Annotated in this window: 14 protein-coding genes; 5 read left to right on the forward strand and 9 right to left on the reverse strand. The window is 40.7% G+C overall.

Annotated elements, in window-relative coordinates; all coding sequences use genetic code 11:
- Positions 1-87 precede the first annotated feature (87 nt).
- A complete protein-coding gene (locus VOI46_RS04975; RefSeq protein WP_004587322.1) occupies positions 88-1,245 on the reverse strand; it encodes a chorismate mutase in 1,158 nt (385 codons plus the stop codon).
- A gap of 358 nt (positions 1,246-1,603) precedes the next feature.
- Between VOI46_RS04975 and VOI46_RS04980 the strand changes: the two genes are divergently transcribed.
- Positions 1,604-4,618 carry an EAL domain-containing protein gene (locus VOI46_RS04980; protein ID WP_138724987.1) on the forward strand — a complete coding sequence of 1,005 codons (3,015 nt, stop codon included), beginning with the start codon at positions 1,604-1,606 and terminating at the stop codon, positions 4,616-4,618.
- Between the two features lie 12 nt (positions 4,619-4,630).
- Here the strand turns inward: VOI46_RS04980 and VOI46_RS04985 are convergent, their stop codons facing one another.
- A complete protein-coding gene (locus VOI46_RS04985; RefSeq protein WP_004587320.1) occupies positions 4,631-4,960 on the reverse strand; it encodes a translation initiation factor in 330 nt (109 codons plus the stop codon).
- Between the two features lie 129 nt (positions 4,961-5,089).
- On the opposite strand from VOI46_RS04985, the gene VOI46_RS04990 reads away from it, so the two are divergent.
- The 4 genes from VOI46_RS04990 to VOI46_RS05005 all read left to right on the forward strand — a co-directional run bounded on the left by VOI46_RS04990 (position 5,090) and on the right by VOI46_RS05005 (position 9,031).
- The gene (locus VOI46_RS04990) at positions 5,090-5,395 is read left to right on the forward strand and encodes an STAS domain-containing protein (protein ID WP_004587319.1); all 306 of its coding nucleotides are present in this window, start codon (positions 5,090-5,092) and stop codon (positions 5,393-5,395) included.
- Positions 5,395-7,044 carry a fused response regulator/phosphatase gene (locus VOI46_RS04995; RefSeq protein WP_004587318.1) on the forward strand — a complete coding sequence of 550 codons (1,650 nt, stop codon included), beginning with the start codon at positions 5,395-5,397 and terminating at the stop codon, positions 7,042-7,044. Before VOI46_RS04990 ends, VOI46_RS04995 begins: the two co-directional genes overlap by 1 nt.
- A 56-nt stretch (positions 7,045-7,100) precedes the next feature.
- Positions 7,101-7,760, forward strand: a complete 660-nt coding sequence (locus tag VOI46_RS05000) for a GAF domain-containing protein (protein ID WP_004587317.1) — start codon at positions 7,101-7,103, stop codon at positions 7,758-7,760.
- Positions 7,761-7,840: 80 nt separating this feature from the next.
- Complete coding sequence (locus tag VOI46_RS05005) at positions 7,841-9,031, forward strand: amino acid aminotransferase (RefSeq protein WP_004587316.1); 1,191 nt, start codon at positions 7,841-7,843, stop codon at positions 9,029-9,031.
- Between the two features lie 280 nt (positions 9,032-9,311).
- Here VOI46_RS05005 and VOI46_RS05010 read toward each other — a convergent pair whose 3' ends face one another.
- The 7 genes from VOI46_RS05010 to VOI46_RS05040 form a co-directional block, all read right to left on the reverse strand.
- Positions 9,312-10,157: a Tim44-like domain-containing protein gene (locus VOI46_RS05010; RefSeq protein WP_004587315.1), complete on the reverse strand. Its 846-nt coding sequence runs from the start codon at positions 10,155-10,157 to the stop codon at positions 9,312-9,314.
- Between the two features lie 160 nt (positions 10,158-10,317).
- Positions 10,318-11,070, reverse strand: a complete 753-nt coding sequence (locus VOI46_RS05015) for a DUF3379 family protein (RefSeq protein ID WP_004587314.1) — start codon at positions 11,068-11,070, stop codon at positions 10,318-10,320.
- Complete coding sequence (locus VOI46_RS05020) at positions 11,070-11,627, reverse strand: sigma-70 family RNA polymerase sigma factor (protein WP_039972214.1); 558 nt, start codon at positions 11,625-11,627, stop codon at positions 11,070-11,072. The genes VOI46_RS05015 and VOI46_RS05020 overlap by 1 nt, the downstream gene beginning before the upstream one ends.
- Positions 11,628-11,690: 63 nt before the next feature.
- Positions 11,691-13,355: a BatD family protein gene (locus VOI46_RS05025; protein WP_004587312.1), complete on the reverse strand. Its 1,665-nt coding sequence runs from the start codon at positions 13,353-13,355 to the stop codon at positions 11,691-11,693.
- Positions 13,349-15,265: a VWA domain-containing protein gene (locus tag VOI46_RS05030; protein WP_004587311.1), complete on the reverse strand. Its 1,917-nt coding sequence runs from the start codon at positions 15,263-15,265 to the stop codon at positions 13,349-13,351. Before VOI46_RS05030 ends, VOI46_RS05025 begins: the two co-directional genes overlap by 7 nt.
- Positions 15,265-16,251 carry a VWA domain-containing protein gene (locus tag VOI46_RS05035; protein WP_004587310.1) on the reverse strand — a complete coding sequence of 329 codons (987 nt, stop codon included), beginning with the start codon at positions 16,249-16,251 and terminating at the stop codon, positions 15,265-15,267. The genes VOI46_RS05030 and VOI46_RS05035 overlap by 1 nt, the downstream gene beginning before the upstream one ends.
- On the reverse strand, positions 16,244-16,678 hold the full coding sequence (locus tag VOI46_RS05040; RefSeq protein ID WP_004587309.1) for a DUF4381 domain-containing protein: 435 nt from the start codon (positions 16,676-16,678) through the stop codon (positions 16,244-16,246). Before VOI46_RS05040 ends, VOI46_RS05035 begins: the two co-directional genes overlap by 8 nt.

Raw genomic sequence — 16,678 nt, forward strand, 5'->3', positions numbered from 1 at the left:
AGTTACTTAAGCTATACGTTGAAAGCATTTTAAATCAGCGATTAAAAAAGGGCCTACTTAGGCCCTTTTTAGTATTTGCGTGTTAGGTTAGGTATTTACACTCACAGCTTGTAAAGACTCACTTTGATAACAGCCTAAAACGCGCACATATTGAGTATGCTCTTTTAGCTCCTCTAGGGCATGTTGTACTTGGCTATCGGCAAGGTTTGCCTCTAAGTCTACATAAAACACTTCTTCCCACGGGTTACCCGGTACAGGACGAGACTCTAGTTTAACTAAGTTTATTTGATGTTGCTTAAACACCATTAACGCATCAGCCAATGAACCTGCTTGTTGTTTAGTGGCCATAATAAGGCTGGTTTTAGTCGGTATTTGTTTAGATACCTGCAGAGGTTTGCGCGCCACAACGATAAAGCGGCTGTGGTTTTCACTTTGATTCGCAAGGTTTGATTTAATCACTTCAAGACCAACGTTTTTACCTGCCTGCGCTGAGCCAATAGCCGCACTATTTGGCGTATTTAAAGCTGACTGAAGAGCACTTGAGGTTGAATCACAGGTTTCATGTTGTAAATCACCGAGGCCTTGTAAAAAGCGACTACATTGAGCAAATGGCTGAGGATGGGCATAAATTTTAGTTACTTGGTTTAATTCAGTATCTGGGGTGGCAAGTAAGCAGTGCTCTACACTGTGTGTAACTTCACCTACAATTGATACTTGAGCATGTTGTAATAAATCAAATACTTCGTTAATACTGCCCGAGCTGGTGTTTTCTATAGGCAGCAAACCAAAATCTGCTTGGCCATTTTCTACTTTGCCCGTAATTTCATCAAACGAGGTACAGCCAATTTCGACTAACTTGCCAGGGCGGCGGCTAAAGTATTTATGACATGCTAGTTGACTGTACGTGCCTTGCCCGCCTAAGTAAGTAACGCGATGTGTTTCGCTTAATGCATCGGGGTTTAAGTTTTTTTGCAGCATGGCCTGTTGATGCAGCACAGAGTCTTCCAAAATGGTTTGAAAAACGTTATTTACATAATACGCATCTAGACCAAGCGACTTGCCATAACCAATCAGCTTTTCGAGTAAGGCTAGTTCGCGCGCTTCATCACGAATCGGTTTGTTATTCGCAATTTTATACTCAACAACACCGTGGCTAATACGGCGGCGCTTAGCTAATAACACCAATAGATCAGAGTCTATTTCGTTAATATCGTGTCTGAGCGCGTTTAAAACATCGTTGGTCATTTTGGTTTCCTCATTCCAAAAATAAGTTGCTTAGTGCAACTAAAACAAAAAAGCCTCCCAAGTGGGAGGCTTTGCTATTCGATTGATTTTATCTCACAAACAGTTCAGCCTCTTTTATATAAAGAAGCTAAAAAAAGAAAAAAAAGTGCAAGATAAGATAATTTTCATGCTGTTAATGTATGAGGTGTTACTAGCAAAGTCAACAAGCAAGCCAGTTTAAATAGACATAATGAATAATTATCAGCTCCTAGCTAACATTTAGATAAAATTTACAAATAGTTTATAAATATGAATAGGGATCTGGTATATTTCAGGTATTAGCTAAAAATAACAACAACTAAAATAGTAAGGTTGGCCTGTGGTGTATAGACGCCCTCCATCGCGTTTTGGACTAAATTCTTTAAGTGTAAAGCTGTCGTTGCTTATATCTGCAATTTGTTTAATTGCCGGTGTGTGCGCTGCCGCGCTGATGCTTAAATCTGAAGAAAAACAATTAGTTTTCGAAGAGCATGAAGTACTTAAAAGCTCCACCGAATTACTTATCAGGCAATTTGACGCACTAATCAAAACAAAATCAGCCGTTGCCAAGCAGGCTAATAATGTTGTGTCAGAGCAGCTATTTAGTGATAGCTCAGCAATCAATTTATCTAACAAAACCCAGTTACAATTTAATAGCGACGGCACTATACGCAGTGCATCGAGCGACGGCCTTTCAGCCGCATTTCTTCCTCAGCAGCATTATTCTCCTTTTTATAAGCGTTTATTTAATAACTCAGAGTCGTTATGGAAAGTCATTTCACCAACCTTAATTCACGACTTTTTTAATTTTTATATGATCACCAAAGACGATTTCATCCGTGTCTCGCCCCCCAATTGGGCGTTAAACGCACCAGCTGAACTCAGAGGCTCTAATGGTGCAACATTTAAGTATGTACAAAGTGATTTAAACCCTAGCAGAGAACCTGTTTGGTCTAAGGTTTATTACGATAAAGTATGGCATAAATGGGTTATTAGTTTGCTTGTCCCTTTGTATGTTGATAATGAATTTTTAGGGGTGACCGGCAGCGATATAGATTTAAATACGCTGATTTCATTTTTACCTGTGGGCGATAAAGAAAAACATTTACTGGTATTTGATAAAAAAGGCCAACTGCTTGCTCACCCGAGTCTTAACCCAGCGCTACAAGCAAGTTATGGCAGCAAAGATAAAACAATAACAACAAACGAATTTGTAAATCCGCAATTGCAAGCCATTATAAATGAAGCAATTACCATGAAATTACCAGAGTATGCTAATTCGTTTGTACAAAACGATGAAGCACACATTATTAATATTCGTAAAATTGATAAATTAGACTGGTATATTGGGGTTTATAAAAAACGCTCATCAACGCTCTCTGCTCTGCAAGATTTAAAACTGAAGTTCTTTGGCTTGTTTGTGCTTTATGCGGTCTTGGTTGCCTTATTGTTACACCAAGCGCTGTATCAGCTAGTGCTTCGCAGAATTCACACATTAGTACATGCAGTTACTGGCTTTGGTAAAGGGCAATTACTAACCGAATTCCCGCCAGAGAACAAAGACGAAATAGGCACGCTAAACGGCTCATTTAGAGATATGACCGTAGAAATTCGTAAGCTTATAGATGGGTTAAACCAGCGAATTACAGAAAAAGAAATTGCCGAGAAAGCCGCTAATAGGCTCTCTAAAGCCGTTGCCTTCTCAGGAACCGGTGTGGTGATCACCGATGAAAACTTTGTTATAGAATACGTTAATCCCAAAATGCTGGAGATGACAGGCTACCCAGAGAGCCACTTTAACCGCGCGCCGCTGTTGAATATTATCGCATCTGAGATGGCCATTTTGGTTGAAGATATCAATATCGACCTTCGCAGTAGAAACTACTGGCGTGGTGATACCTTGATTCAGGGCAATGATAAACAGCCTATTTGGGTATCTTTAAGTGTTTCTCCTATTCGCGAAGACGGCGGTGAGATCACCAGTTATGTAGCCTCCGCACAAGATATTTCGTTTGTTAAAGAAAGCCAGCGCAAAATGGAGCAGCTTGCGTACTTTGACACGTTAACGGGCTTAGCAAACCGAACATTTTTTAGAATGCAGCTGCGTAAATCAATGGCTTTGGCTGAGCGCGGCCATTATGCGTTTGCACTTTTTTACTTTGATTTAGATGAATTTAAACGCATTAACGATACGTTAGGCCACGATGCAGGCGATCAGTTACTAATTGAAGTTGCTAACCGCCTTAAAACACGCTTACGCGCCGAAGATACAATTGCCCGCCTAGGGGGCGACGAATTTGCTGTATTACTCAGTGGTATTGAAAGCCAAGAGCATGCCAGTGATGTCGCAAATACTATTCAAAAAACACTTAATGTGCCTATAAAGCTTGGCAATAACGAAGTGATAGTAAGCGCTAGTATTGGTATTACAATGGCCCCTTACGATAGCCTAGAAGAAGATCAGCTTTTAAAACATGCTGATTTAGCAATGTATGAGGCAAAAGCAAAAGGGCGTAATACTTACCACTTTTATAGCCAAGAGCTTAACGCGGCTGCCAATGAAAGGCTGTTCATTGAAAACGAATTACGCCATGCGATTAAAGAAAAACAGTTTGAGGTTTATTACCAGCCGCAAATAAACTCATTAACTCAGCACGTTGTAGGCTATGAAGCGCTACTACGCTGGTTCCACCCAGTAGAAGGGCTTATATCGCCGACCAAGTTTATTCCTATTGCTGAGGCAACAGGGCTTATTGTTGAACTCGGTGAGTGGGTATTACAGCAATCGTGCGAGTTTGCTGTGCGTTTAGCGCAAGATGGACGAGATAACAACGTATCTATTAATTTATCGGCACGTCAGTTTAAAGACGCTAATTTAGTGCCCATGCTCAGCAGTATAATTAAACAAACCGGGGTAAGTGCTAAGCGGTTACACTTGGAGCTTACCGAAAGTATGCTAATGGGCAATGTTGAAGCTGCCATTACGCAGTTACACGAACTAAAAGCACTGGGTATTTCAATATCGATTGATGATTTTGGTACTGGCTATTCGTCGCTAAGTTACTTAAAACGATTCCCGGTCGACATATTAAAAATTGACCGCTCGTTTGTAAAAGATATCCCTGCTGATTCTAATGACATGGAAATTACCGCCGCTATTATAGCCATGGCGCAAAAGCTTAAATTAGACGTAGTTGCAGAAGGGGTTGAAACGATTGAACAAGTAGAGTTTTTGCAAAATAATAATTGTTATATTGTGCAAGGGTTTTATTACAGCAAACCGATTGCTGAGAACGAACTGCCAGCGTTATACAAAAAATTAAACGATACGCCTAACATTGTTAGTAGCAAATAAGAGGTTGCGGGTTTAGCCACCCGCAATTTTTACTTTAAATTTAAGGGTTTCTAAAATCCCTTTTAATTTTTCGCGATCATCGCCTTGAACTTCAATAATGCCTTCTTTTACCGCGCCACCTTGCCCCATTTTACTTTTTAAGGTTTTAGCTAGCTTTTTTAGATCGTGCGCTTTTGGATCTATACCCACAACCAACATCACACCTTTACCTTTTCGGCCCTTAGTTTGGCGCTCTATGCGGATAAAGCCATCTTTAAATAGTTTTGCAGTGGGTTCTTGCTCAACCTTTGGCTGGCTAATTCGGCCCATATCGGTTGAATATACTAAGCGGTTATCACTCATAATTTACCTAAATAAACGTTTTTATTGATGTATTAAATAATAACAAATTTGCTGGCGAGTGTTTTTATTTTTGCTAAATACTTTTAACAGGTTATATTTAGGTCAAAGGAAATATTATTGGAGTTTATAATGAGTTTAACAAAGAGTTTATCGGTTGATGAAAGTACTTTAACGATACAAATTAAAGGCAAATTTGACTTTAATTTAGTGCAATCATTTCGCCAAGCCTATGCCCAAATTGAGCCTAAAACAAATAAAGTGATTATCGATTTAAGAGAGACTGACTACATGGATAGCTCTGCTCTTGGTATGTTGCTTAACATGAAAAAAACCATTGAAAGCCAGGTACAAACAATAGAGATCAGTAATTGTCAGCCTCAGCTTAAAAAAATACTGCAAATATCACGTTTTGATAAGAAGTTTGATATTAACTAATGACCCACGTACTTATTGTTGACGATCAGGCGCTTAATCGCATCCTGCTCGAAAAAATGCTGCTCGAAGAAAACTATAAAATATCAATTGCGTTTAACGGCCTAGAAGCACTTGAGGTGTTAGAAAAAGAAGCGATTGATATTGTTCTACTCGATGTACTTATGCCGGTAATGGATGGCTTTGAAGCTGCAAAGCTGATAAAGCAGCGATACAACGACGTTTATCTCCCCATTATTTTTATTACTTCGCTTGAAGATCAAAGCAGCTTTGAGCGTTGTTTAGAAGTAGGCGGGGATGACTTTATTCAAAAGCCGTTTGAAAAAGTAATTTTAAACGCAAAAATTAAAGCGCACAGCCGTACGCGCGAATTAAGTAAAAAAGCCCATCAACAAAACACCTTACTTGAGTATCATCGCAATCAAATAGAGCGCGAGCACGAAATAATTGAGCACATTTTTAATAACTCGCTCGAAAACCAAGATAAGTTTAAAGACCATTTAGACTTTAGCCTTTCTCCTGCTTCTATGTTTAACGGTGACATGTTTTTAGTCGCGCAAAGCCCAATAGGCAATTTATATTGCATGTTGGGTGATTTTACCGGGCATGGGTTAGCGGCCGCGATTGGAGCATTGCCTGCATCACGGGTGTTTTACACTATGGTGCAAAAAGGCATGGCTGTTAACGATATCGCCTCTGAGATCAATATATTACTGCATAATTTACTGCCAGAGCACATGTTTTGCGCGGCGACTATTATTGAGCTCAGTGCCTCGGGAAAAAGTATTTCGGCCTGGCTTGGCGGCTTACCAGATGCGTACTTAATAAATACCGATGGTGAAGTTAAGCAAACGCTTGAGTCGCAACACATGGCACTGGGGATTTTAGACCGCGATGAATTTGAATATGAGCTAATTAATTTAGAAGTTGATAAAAACACCCGCTTGGTGCTTTCAACCGATGGCATAATAGAAACTAACAACGACGCCGATATTTTTTATGGTGAGCAGCGCTTTTTAGCAGCACTTAAAAGCAAGCCGATGATCAGCAGTCAGCGTGTTATAGATAATGTAAATACCTTTGCCAATGGCAGTGAGCAATTGGACGACTTAAGCTTAGTGCTGCTTAATTGTTTGCCGCTAACCCCAGAGCCTGAGGCCAAAGAGGCGTATTCTAATTTGGCATTTAACTTTTCACTTAGCTTGAACGCGCAGCAAATTAAATGCACAGACCCTGTGTATGATGTTGTTAATGTATTAAGCAGTGTTGAGGGGCTTAGGTCGCATCGCTCAAATATATTTTTATTGCTCTCTGAGGCGTATAACAATGCACTTGATCATGGTGTGTTAGGCCTTGATTCAGACATAAAAAAACAAGACGATGGCTTTTTTAAATACTATGAATTAAGAGAGCAAGCACTGAGTAAAATGAAAGAGGCGATGATTATTATTGATATGCGTTATTGCCCAGATAGCTTGTGCTTGTACTTTATTATTTGTGACTCGGGTAGGGGGTTCTCAAGTGACTCTTCTACACGTACCGAACTCAACGCAGAGTTTGGGCGTGGCTTATCGTTACTCGAAGAAGTAGCAGAAAAAGTCACGTATAACGCAAGTGGTAACCAAGTCGAAATGTGTTACAAGTTGCTATAGCTCAGAAAAAATTTCCATGTTATTATCTAAAAAATTTTAGATGTATGGATGGCCAAATGATTTCTTCTTACCTTGATATTGCGCAATTAAATACAGACCCACAATTAATTGCCAAAGAGCTAGAGCAGCTAGAACAGTATATTGCTGCAAGCGCGCTGCCGTCTGTACGTTGGGAATATCAAATTCCTGAACTCGGTGAAGGCGGTGCGTGTAGTTTGTTTGGTTATTTACAAGATGAGCCATTTAAACTTACTGATCACGTGAGCGCGACTTCACAAAACGAGCAAAAACTAGCAAACCTACAAAATATAGTTAATTACATAGAGCAGCAAACACAGGTCGATTGGTATGGTATTTATCAAGCCGTTGACACTGCTCAGGGTCCGCAATTATTAAAGCTGGCGTATCAAGGTGCGCCAAGCCGTCCACTGTTTCCTCTTACTGAAGCATTTGCAGCAGGCAGCAATAATGTACAAGTTGCATTGTCTAAGCGCGGGCGTGTAATTAACAACGTAGAAAACTATTTAGCACAAGGTGGCGAGTACTATACGTGCGACCCTAAAGTGAAAGCTGAAACCTGTTTACCCTTATTTAATGAGCAACATGAATGCGTCGGTATTATAGATGCAGAGGCATTTAGTAACGACTTTTTTGATAGCCGTACACTGGCTGTATTAGTTGCGTGCTGCATTAAAATTCCTCACTTTCTAGTGTAAATATCACTAGCCAAGAAGGTAAGCTTTTATGTTAAGCTTACTACAATAGCCAACCCCTAATTAATGATAAGAGATAGCTAATGTTCTCAGAATTAAAACCATTACCAACAGATCCTATTCTTGGCCTTATGGCAGCCTATAAACAAGATACAAACCCTAACAAGATTGATTTAGGTGTAGGTGTCTATAAAGATGAGCAAGGCAACACACCGGTATTAAAAGCGGTAAAAAAAGCTGAAGCATTTCGTTTAGAAAACGAAACAAGCAAATCTTACATTGGTTTAGCGGGTAACTTAGACTACTGTCAAAAAATGGAAAACCTATTACTAGGTGAGCACCAAGCACTTTTAGCAAACCGCGTACGTACTGCACAAGCACCAGGTGGTACAGGTGCACTTCGCGTTGCGGCTGAATTTGTTAAGCGTTGCAATAAAGACGCAACAGTGTGGGTAACAACGCCAACATGGGCAAACCACATTAGCTTGTTTGAAGCTGCTGGCTTAAACGTTAAAGAATACCCGTACTACGATTACGAAAACAAAGATCTATTGTTCGACGACATGATAAACACCCTTAAGCAAGTACCAAAAGGGGATATTGTGCTACTTCATGCTTGTTGTCATAACCCAAGTGGTATGGACTTAAACGAGACACAGTGGAACACAGTTGCTCAGCTTGCAAAAGAAGTTGGCTTTACACCACTTATTGATATTGCTTACCAAGGCTTTGGCTCGTCACTTGAAGAAGATGCACGTGGACTACGTATTTTAGCTGATGCAGTAGAAGAGCTAATTATTTGTTCATCATGTTCTAAAAACTTTGGTTTATACCGTGAGCGTATTGGTGCGTGTTCAATTATTGCAAAAGACACTGCAACCGCTGATATTTCAAATTCAGTGCTATTAAGCGTTGTTCGTAGTATTTACTCAATGCCTCCAGCGCACGGTGCTGACATTGTAAACACTATTTTAAGCAGCACAGAGCTTACACAAATGTGGCACAGTGAGCTTGATGAAATGCGTAATCGTATTAATGGTTTACGTAGCTTAATTAAAGAAAGCTTAGCAGCAAAAGAGATAGAGCAAGACTTTTCGTTTATTGAACGTCAACACGGTATGTTTTCTTTCTTAGGCATTAATAAAGAGCAAATTGCGCGCCTACAAAAAGAATACGGTATTTACATTGTTGGTTCTAGCCGCGTAAATGTTGCGGGTATTAGTGATACTAATATTGAGTATTTCGCAAACGCCGTTGCTGACGTTTGTAAATAACACTATTACTTAACAGTAATAAAAAACCGCCCAGCCTAAACTTTAGGCTGGGCGGTTTTTTTTTAGCTGTTATTTATACCAATTAGCCAGCGTTTGCCACCAATACCAATCCGCAATAATACTTAATTATTTTGCTGGGCTAAACGTGTCGCTACCTGCGTTAAAAAGCTCTCATTTAGAACACCTAAATAGCGATTTTTTTGCCGAGCTCTCAACACGTTTATCCACCCTTAAAGTAGATCACTTAATTAAGCGAATTGGTATAACTATAATTACAGCACTATTCGCTATCGATTAAGTCTTCTACGCCTACAATCAGCCACGGTGCATCTGAGGTGGTAGCACGCTCAAGGTGCCAAATCTCTAAAATAGGCTCTTCTTTTTTATCGTCTAAGTCGCGGTATTTGCCTTTAAATTGCACACTTACTTGCCACGAATTTGCTGTTGTTTCAGCGCGTACAAGCTCGGCATCAATAAACATCACCTCAGTTGCTACCCGTTCAATCGCTTCGCGCTCAGTTTTAAACTCTTGAACTAACGATGGGCTTAAATACTCAGCCATCGTGGCGTAATCGGCATTATTCCACGCAGTTTGCATAGTGTAATAGTGGCTACGCGCGCCTTGTAAAAAGCCATTTACGTCAAAATTAGGGGGTAAATTGAAAGGTACTTGCTCAGTGTGTGCGCTTTGCTGGGTAAAACCACTGCTGGTAGGTTGCTCTGTGGCTGCTTGCTTAAAAGCAGAGTGCCCCGTAGCGTGAGTAGCGGCTAATTGCGGGGAGTGGCGAGCGCGCATAAACCCCGTAATAAGTTTAAACAAAATAAAGGCAACGCCTGCTAATAAAATAATTTCTAATAGCTGCATGCCCTCAAAGTTATCTCCTAGCATAGCGGCAATTAAACCGCCGGCTAACAGTCCGCCTAATACGCCGGCCATAATGCCTTTTTTACTGCTTTTTGTCCTAGCTGCAGGTGCTGTGGTATCGGCTTTTTGCTTTTGTGTGGTTTGTTGTGTTGCTGGGGTTGTACCGCGTTTACTACTACCAAACTTTTTGCGTGCGTGTGCATCAAAACTTGCTGTACACAGTAGTGCAAGTAATGAAAATATAACGATGATGTTCTTCATGTAATTCCCTAAGTTAAACTGAGCGGTGAGTATAATTAACTTTTCAGTAAAAATTAATAATTACATTTAAAATCAATTGTTTTGGATGGAAAATGAGCGCTTAATAGGCACAAAAAAACCGCTCAGTGTTACTCAGCGGTTTTTAGTCGTTAAGCGCTAGTTACAGCCAGTGAATGGCATTGGTAACCCGCTCGTTGTACACATTAATTGGCGCGCCGGAATTAGCCACTAAAATAGTATCGGCTTTGTCGCCTCGATTAATATGACCTGCAAAGCGCGCATCATGAAAATCATCTTCGCCAAACCCAAACGACTTATTCTCAGAAGGAACAATAAAGACCGTCATTGGGCCAAAGTCCGACTCAAAAATTAAGTGCAGACCTTTTTCACCTTTAAAGTCGCAAAACATCGCATAAGTAATTTTACCTGGCAGCTCTTCTATATGAGCGCCAAGCAGTGCAAGCTTATCGTTAACGCTTTGTAGGCTAATAGCATTGGTTTTTTCAAGGGCGGTAATTTCATGGTAAACATGGGTTAAAGCATGTTCGCCTGCTTCATGGGCAATGTGTTGCTCTGTGCTAAAAAAGAATGCGCCAATAGCTACAAAAAAAGACGCGGCTAGGGCTAAGTGAACACGGTCAAACTTAAAACGTGAGCGTGCATCTACAACGTTTTCCCCAGTTGCTTGCTCTTCTTGCATTGCTTTTTCTTTTAACGAGGTGTTTAAAAGAATACGCTCAGCAAGGTTGTCAGGCACAGGCACATCTAACGCATCTTGAATTTGTTTATCAAAGTCTTTCATATCGCTTATAAAGTTTTGTCGCTCAGAGCTCTCTTTAGCAAACTCTAAAAGCTCCTTATCTAAATCGTTTGGCTGCGCAATAGTGCGTCGACGAAACTCAAGTTCATCCATTATTTTGATGCCCCTTTAAGTTGTTCATCATCACGGCTTAAAGCCTCTTTAAGTTGGTTTCTGGCACGGTACAAACGAGTCATAACCGTGTTTTTATTTAAATCGAGAATCTCTGCTATTTCTTCACCAGAGCACCCCATAACAACTTGCAGAAGTAAGGGTTCTCTGTATTCATCAGATAGCAGCGCAATTTGGCGTTGGATAACCGTTTGCTCCATTTCATCATCTAACGAATGGCTGGTTTCATCGACAAGTGTATCGTTTTCTACATCGCTGTAGTCAAACTGCTTACGCTCAAAGCGACGTGCATTTTCTCTACGCAAAATAGTCAGCAGCCAAGGCTTGGCGGCTTTTTGATCCAATAATGAGTCAAGCGAGCGCCAAGCACGTAAAAACGTTTCTTGTACTAGGTCATCTGCAATATGTGGGTCACGGCATAACCAATAAGCAAAGCGATAAAGCTCCTTATTATATACATGGACCAAGGCTTCATAGCGCTTTTGTTTCTCTGCCATATCAACTAAGACCTGATTATTTGATTTTTTCTTTCCAAGCATAAGTACTTTTTTAATTAAAATTTATTATTTAATGCATGAAAAGACCTAAATTTATCAAACTAGTTAATAAAGGTCTTTTAATACAGCTTGTTGCGACTTTGTACGTTGAACTTGGTGCTGCTCAATTATGTTAATAATAGCATTAAGATCGACATCTGCACTGCTATTTGCATAAAGAGCTGACTGTAAACGGTTAACCTGCGTCGCCAGTTCATCATTATTGATGTTGTGTATTAACGTATCTATCGCAGCCACCTTTTTGCCCGTAAGCTTAATCGCTACCTCATTTAGTTCGCTATAAAATGCATTGAGATTATTTGATTTAGCTGCATTTTTAAGCGCGTTTAATGAAAGCGTTTGGGCTTTATTTACAGATACACTGTTATTTTTTTGCTCATTATTAGTAGAACGGCTTAACCAATAAAAAATTGCAGTGATTATCCAAAAAATATACCCAAGCACGGCAACAATAATTAACCAAAGCGGAATAACACTTTGCGGCGCGGCTATTGCTGTATTGGGCTGCTGTGTATTACTTACTTTATTAGCAGGCAAAGTTGACTCACCTGTATTAAAGTTGTCGTTTGCAATAGCACCTGGGTTTATAGCATTGGCGCTTGGTGTTACCGTTATAGTGCGCTCAGGCAATGTAGCGTAGCTAATGCGGTTCATTTTGGTGTTATACCAAGGCAGTGTTATTTCTGGGAGGGTATAAGTGCCTGCTTTTTGTGGTAATAACGCAAATGACGCTGTTTGCTGAGATACAACCCGTCCGTTTCTTACGGCATTGTTTGTTTCTACATCATCGGGGTAACTGCGAATTCCCGCAATGGTTTTCATATCAATTTCGGGCAGTTGCTCTTTAGTAACCCCTAATGCGGTTAAGGTAATAGTGCGTGTAATAGGCGTGCCAACTTCCACTGTATTTTCATCAGGCTGCCACTGCTCATCAATATTAACTAACTCACTTGGTAGCCATGCGCCTTTATAGTTTGCCGGAATAGGTTTTATCTCAAGTTGCTGATCATCCCCTAAAGCCGACACCTCTAATTGGCGGTAATTTTGCTGTACACGGCCTTGAAACGTAGGGCCAACAATGGTGTATACACCACTTTTTTGAGGTTGTAGTAAGTATTCTCGGGTGATCACTAAATAACGTTTACCATCTACAAGCTCATAGCTTTCGGTTTGTTTACCTAATTGTGTAAGCTGTGCATCTTGCATACTGGGCGTACTTAGGCTGCCATCAAGCAGCTCTTTTGCTAGGTAGAGTTTAATCGTATATACGCCAGCTTCTTGAACAAACAACGAGTCACTTGAGAGCGATGTTTTTAAAAAAATATCGTTATTTTTATCAGCATCGGCAGCGCGCTTTGCCACTTTTAATTTTATTGGCTGCGAGCTTAAACCGGCCACGTTAAAAGCCGGAATGGTGTATTCACCTTCATTACGGGTCATTAACTTAACAGACCAGGTTGTTTGCTTGTTAATGCTGCCATTTATAATGTTGGTGCGCGTACTTAAACTTGTTGGCCCAACTACAAAGTCTTTAAGTAACACCGAGGTGTCGGGTTGCTCGCTTTTTATTGTGTCGTCAACTGAAATGTTAAGCATAAAAAATTCGCCAGCAAGGACTGGGTTTTTATCTACACTTGCCTCTAATTTGGTGGCGGCCCATGATGGCATCGCACTTAATAGCAATAAACAGCAAAATAATCGCATTACCATGATTTTTCTACTCCTGTAGGGCGACGTTGATATTGTCTTTTTTGGGCTTCTAATTGCATTTTATTCCGTAATAAAATTGCCGGATCGTCCGGTACTTTTCTTAATAACTGGTTAAGCTGCTGGGCTTTTTCTTTCTCTTCGTTGGTGAGCTCACTCGCTTGTGCTTGCGCGGCTTGTTGTTGAGCGTTTTGCTTTTGCTCATCTGTTAACGTTTGCTGCTGCGCTGTTTGCGGCTGAGTATTTTCAGCTTGTTCTTCGTTTGTTTGCTCAGGCTGTTTTTGCTCTTGATTAGCTTGTGGCTGAGTTTCTAGTTCTGGCTCATTTTGTTTATCTGATTGTGAACCCGACTCAGCACTTTGTTGGTCTTGCTCAGTGTCAGACTCATCACCTGGCTCACCTTGCTGCTCTTGTGATTGCTCGCCTTGATTTTGCTCTGATTGAGAATCGCTATTTTCACCTTGTTGGTTTTGATCTGATTGCTGATTGTTTTGTTGCTCACTTTGATCAGATTGTTGCTGGTTATCTTGCGAATCACCCTCTTGCTGTTGCTGTTGCTGTTGCTGCTGTTGTTGCTCGAGCAATTGCTCAACCAAAGCTTGGTTATCAGCGGCTTCGCTAAAGTTAGGTTGTAGCGTTTGTGCTTGTTTGTAAGCATCTATGGCTTGTTCTAGCTGTCCTGATTTGGCAAGCGCGTTGGCATAGTTATAAAAACCAGTGGCTGATTTATCTTTACTAAAGGCTTCTAGTGCGGCATCAAAATTACCTTGTTGGTACAATGCAGACCCTTTTAAGCTGCTTGAGTCGGCATTGACGGCCCGTTCAAAATCTTTATTTTTATAAGCATCAAGCGCTTGTTGATCAGTGTTTTTTAAAAAAGAGGGGAGCTCTAATGCACTTGCCTGTTGGGTTGGCAAAACGCTGAGTACTAAAAAGGCACCTACAAATGCTGCACTTCTAAATAAATAAAGGCCTAAGGGCAGTAAAATAAGTAACCCATATATACCTGCGTCTATGCGCCACAGGGCATGGCTTTGTTTTTCATCTTTTAATAACTCACTGTTGGCACTTGGTGCAAAAGTGGCTATGTCACTGCTGCTTGGTTGGTAAAGGGCAAACTTTCCACCACTGCGGGTCGCTAGGCTTTTTAAGCGGCTTATGTTAATGGTGGGGATGACTATTTGACCGTAGCTGTCTTTTAAAAAACCGCCTTCAGGTAATTTAATAGGGGCGCCTTGCTCTGTGCCTACGCCATAAATATTTAGCCGATAAGAAGAATTACTGGTAAAGCTAGTAATATCGCTTTGCTCTTCTTGGTCTATGCCATCGGTGACTAATATTATATCGCCATCAATATAGCCTGCTTGTGTTAAAAGCTCTTTTGCCATATCAAGGCCAGCTAAAACATTAGAGCCTTTGTCGGGCATAATGTCGGGGCTTAAACTCGGAATTAAATTAGTAAGCGTAGTGGCATCGTTTGTAAGTGGCGAAATAGTAAATGCACTGCCGGCATAGGCAACTAAAGCGGTGTCGCCTTCTTTAAATAGCTCAATCATATCGAGTGCTTTAAAGCGTGATTGCATTAAACGATTTGGTGCTATATCGGTACTGTACATTGAGTACGACATATCCATTACAATCACACGGGCACTTTTACTTTGAAATACAGGAACCTGTTTTTCTTCAAAGCTAGGGCCTGCACTAAAAATAATAGCTAAACAGCAAAATACAGCGACCAGCCAAAGTGGTTGGCTGGCTTTAGTGTTTGACTCGTTCATAATAAAAGGCGCCAAATGAGGGGCAATTAGGTTATCTGCGCTTTGTTTTTTATGCTTAATAAAGGCTATAAAAAACAACGCAAGTGCAGGTATTAAAAGCCACAAAATAGCGGGACGAATAAATGTAAAGTCCATTAGTTAGGCTCCTTTAATGCACGTAAGGTGCTTAACATTACTTTTAAACTAATGAGTAAAATAGCAATAAGTAGTGGGTAGTAAAACAATGAGCTTTGCGGGCGAAATGTTTGCTCATCTGCGCTAATTGGCTCTAATTTATCAAGCTCTGCGTAAATTTGCTGAAGGCCAGCTACATCTTTGGCTCTAAAATATAACCCACCGGTTTGTTCAGCAATGTCTTTTAACAAGCTTTCATCTAAGCTGCCCCCACTCATACCACCCATATTAAATAGGCTAAATCCACGGGGGTTATCTGAGCCAACACCTATGGTATATACTTTTATGCCTTCCTCGCGGGCAAGGAGTAGGGCATCTTCAGGTTTTAAATTACCTGCTGTGTTTTGGCCATCGGTTAATAGCACCACAATACGGTTACTTTTATCTTTGTTGGCAAAACGCTTTACCGATAAACCTAGCGCATCGCCAATAGCAGTGGCACGCCCAACTAAGCCTATTTGAGACTCGCTGAGCATTTTACTTACGGTTTTAACATCGCGAGTCAGTGGCGTTTGTAAAAATGCGGTGTCGCCAAATAATATCAGGCCTAACCTGTCGCCTTGGCGCTGCTCTATAAAGTCACTTAATACCGCCTTTACCATAGTGAGGCGATCAACATATTGGCCGTTGTAAGCCATGTCTTGTTCGGTCATTGAGCCAGATAAATCGACCGCAAGCATTATATCGCGCCCTTCGTTTGGTAATGAAATGGGGTCGTCTAACCATGTCGGGTTGGCTGCAGCAGTGACCAGTAATAGCCAAAGTAGCCATTCAAAAATAGTTAGTTTACGTACGCTTTTTTCAAGGCTTTGGCTGGCTAAGTTATGTTTGGCAAAGCTTGGAATACGTAACCGGGTATGTGCGTTACTGGCAGCAGGTTTTAATAATAAAAGTAATAAGGGCAGCGGTAGTAATAAAAACAACCATGGCCAGCTAAATTCAAACATGTACTGGCTCCTTTAGTTTAAATTGCTTTATGCCTTGGCGTAATTTTTCGTTAAGCGCGTCATTGGTTTGCTGCGCATTATACAGGCTTAAAAGCTCATGCTCGGTAAAGCTTAAACCGGTTAAGGTATTAAGTGTGTTACACCAGTTAGCTGTTGATTGCGTTGCTAGGCGTTTATCGTAATACTCTATTACTAGGCGCTTTAAAATAATATGAAGTGTTTGCGCGCTTTGCTCGTTGTGGCTTAAATCGATTGCGTAGCGCTTAGGCTTTTTAAATTTATAATTTTTGTAAAACCAAAAAGCAGCTGCACACAGTGCTACGAACAGCAGGGTAATAATAACCCACCAAGCAGGGGCGAGTGGCCACCAACTAACTTGGCTTGGCGCTATTATATCGTGCAGGCCATCGAGTGGATTGGTTTGCAT

This window comes from Pseudoalteromonas sp. CuT4-3 (assembly GCF_035666335.1).
Lineage (GTDB): Bacteria > Pseudomonadota > Gammaproteobacteria > Enterobacterales > Alteromonadaceae > Pseudoalteromonas > Pseudoalteromonas atlantica.

Bases quoted from the DNA above. Each gene is read 5' to 3' on its own strand.
- VOI46_RS04975 (WP_004587322.1), bottom strand. From the start codon at position 1,245: ATGACCAACGATGTTTTAAACGCGCTCAGACACGATATTAACGAAATA.
- VOI46_RS04985 (WP_004587320.1), bottom strand. From the start codon at position 4,960: ATGAGTGATAACCGCTTAGTATATTCAACCGATATGGGCCGAATTAGC.
- VOI46_RS04990 (WP_004587319.1), top strand. From the start codon at position 5,090: ATGAGTTTAACAAAGAGTTTATCGGTTGATGAAAGTACTTTAACGATA.
- VOI46_RS04995 (WP_004587318.1), top strand. From the start codon at position 5,395: ATGACCCACGTACTTATTGTTGACGATCAGGCGCTTAATCGCATCCTG.
- VOI46_RS05000 (WP_004587317.1), top strand. From the start codon at position 7,101: ATGATTTCTTCTTACCTTGATATTGCGCAATTAAATACAGACCCACAA.
- VOI46_RS05005 (WP_004587316.1), top strand. From the start codon at position 7,841: ATGTTCTCAGAATTAAAACCATTACCAACAGATCCTATTCTTGGCCTT.
- VOI46_RS05010 (WP_004587315.1), bottom strand. From the start codon at position 10,157: ATGAAGAACATCATCGTTATATTTTCATTACTTGCACTACTGTGTACA.
- VOI46_RS05015 (WP_004587314.1), bottom strand. From the start codon at position 11,070: ATGGATGAACTTGAGTTTCGTCGACGCACTATTGCGCAGCCAAACGAT.
- VOI46_RS05020 (WP_039972214.1), bottom strand. From the start codon at position 11,627: ATGCTTGGAAAGAAAAAATCAAATAATCAGGTCTTAGTTGATATGGCA.
- VOI46_RS05025 (WP_004587312.1), bottom strand. From the start codon at position 13,355: ATGGTAATGCGATTATTTTGCTGTTTATTGCTATTAAGTGCGATGCCA.
- VOI46_RS05030 (WP_004587311.1), bottom strand. From the start codon at position 15,265: ATGGACTTTACATTTATTCGTCCCGCTATTTTGTGGCTTTTAATACCT.
- VOI46_RS05035 (WP_004587310.1), bottom strand. From the start codon at position 16,251: ATGTTTGAATTTAGCTGGCCATGGTTGTTTTTATTACTACCGCTGCCC.
- VOI46_RS05040 (WP_004587309.1), bottom strand. From the start codon at position 16,678: ATGCAAACCAATCCACTCGATGGCCTGCACGATATAATAGCGCCAAGC.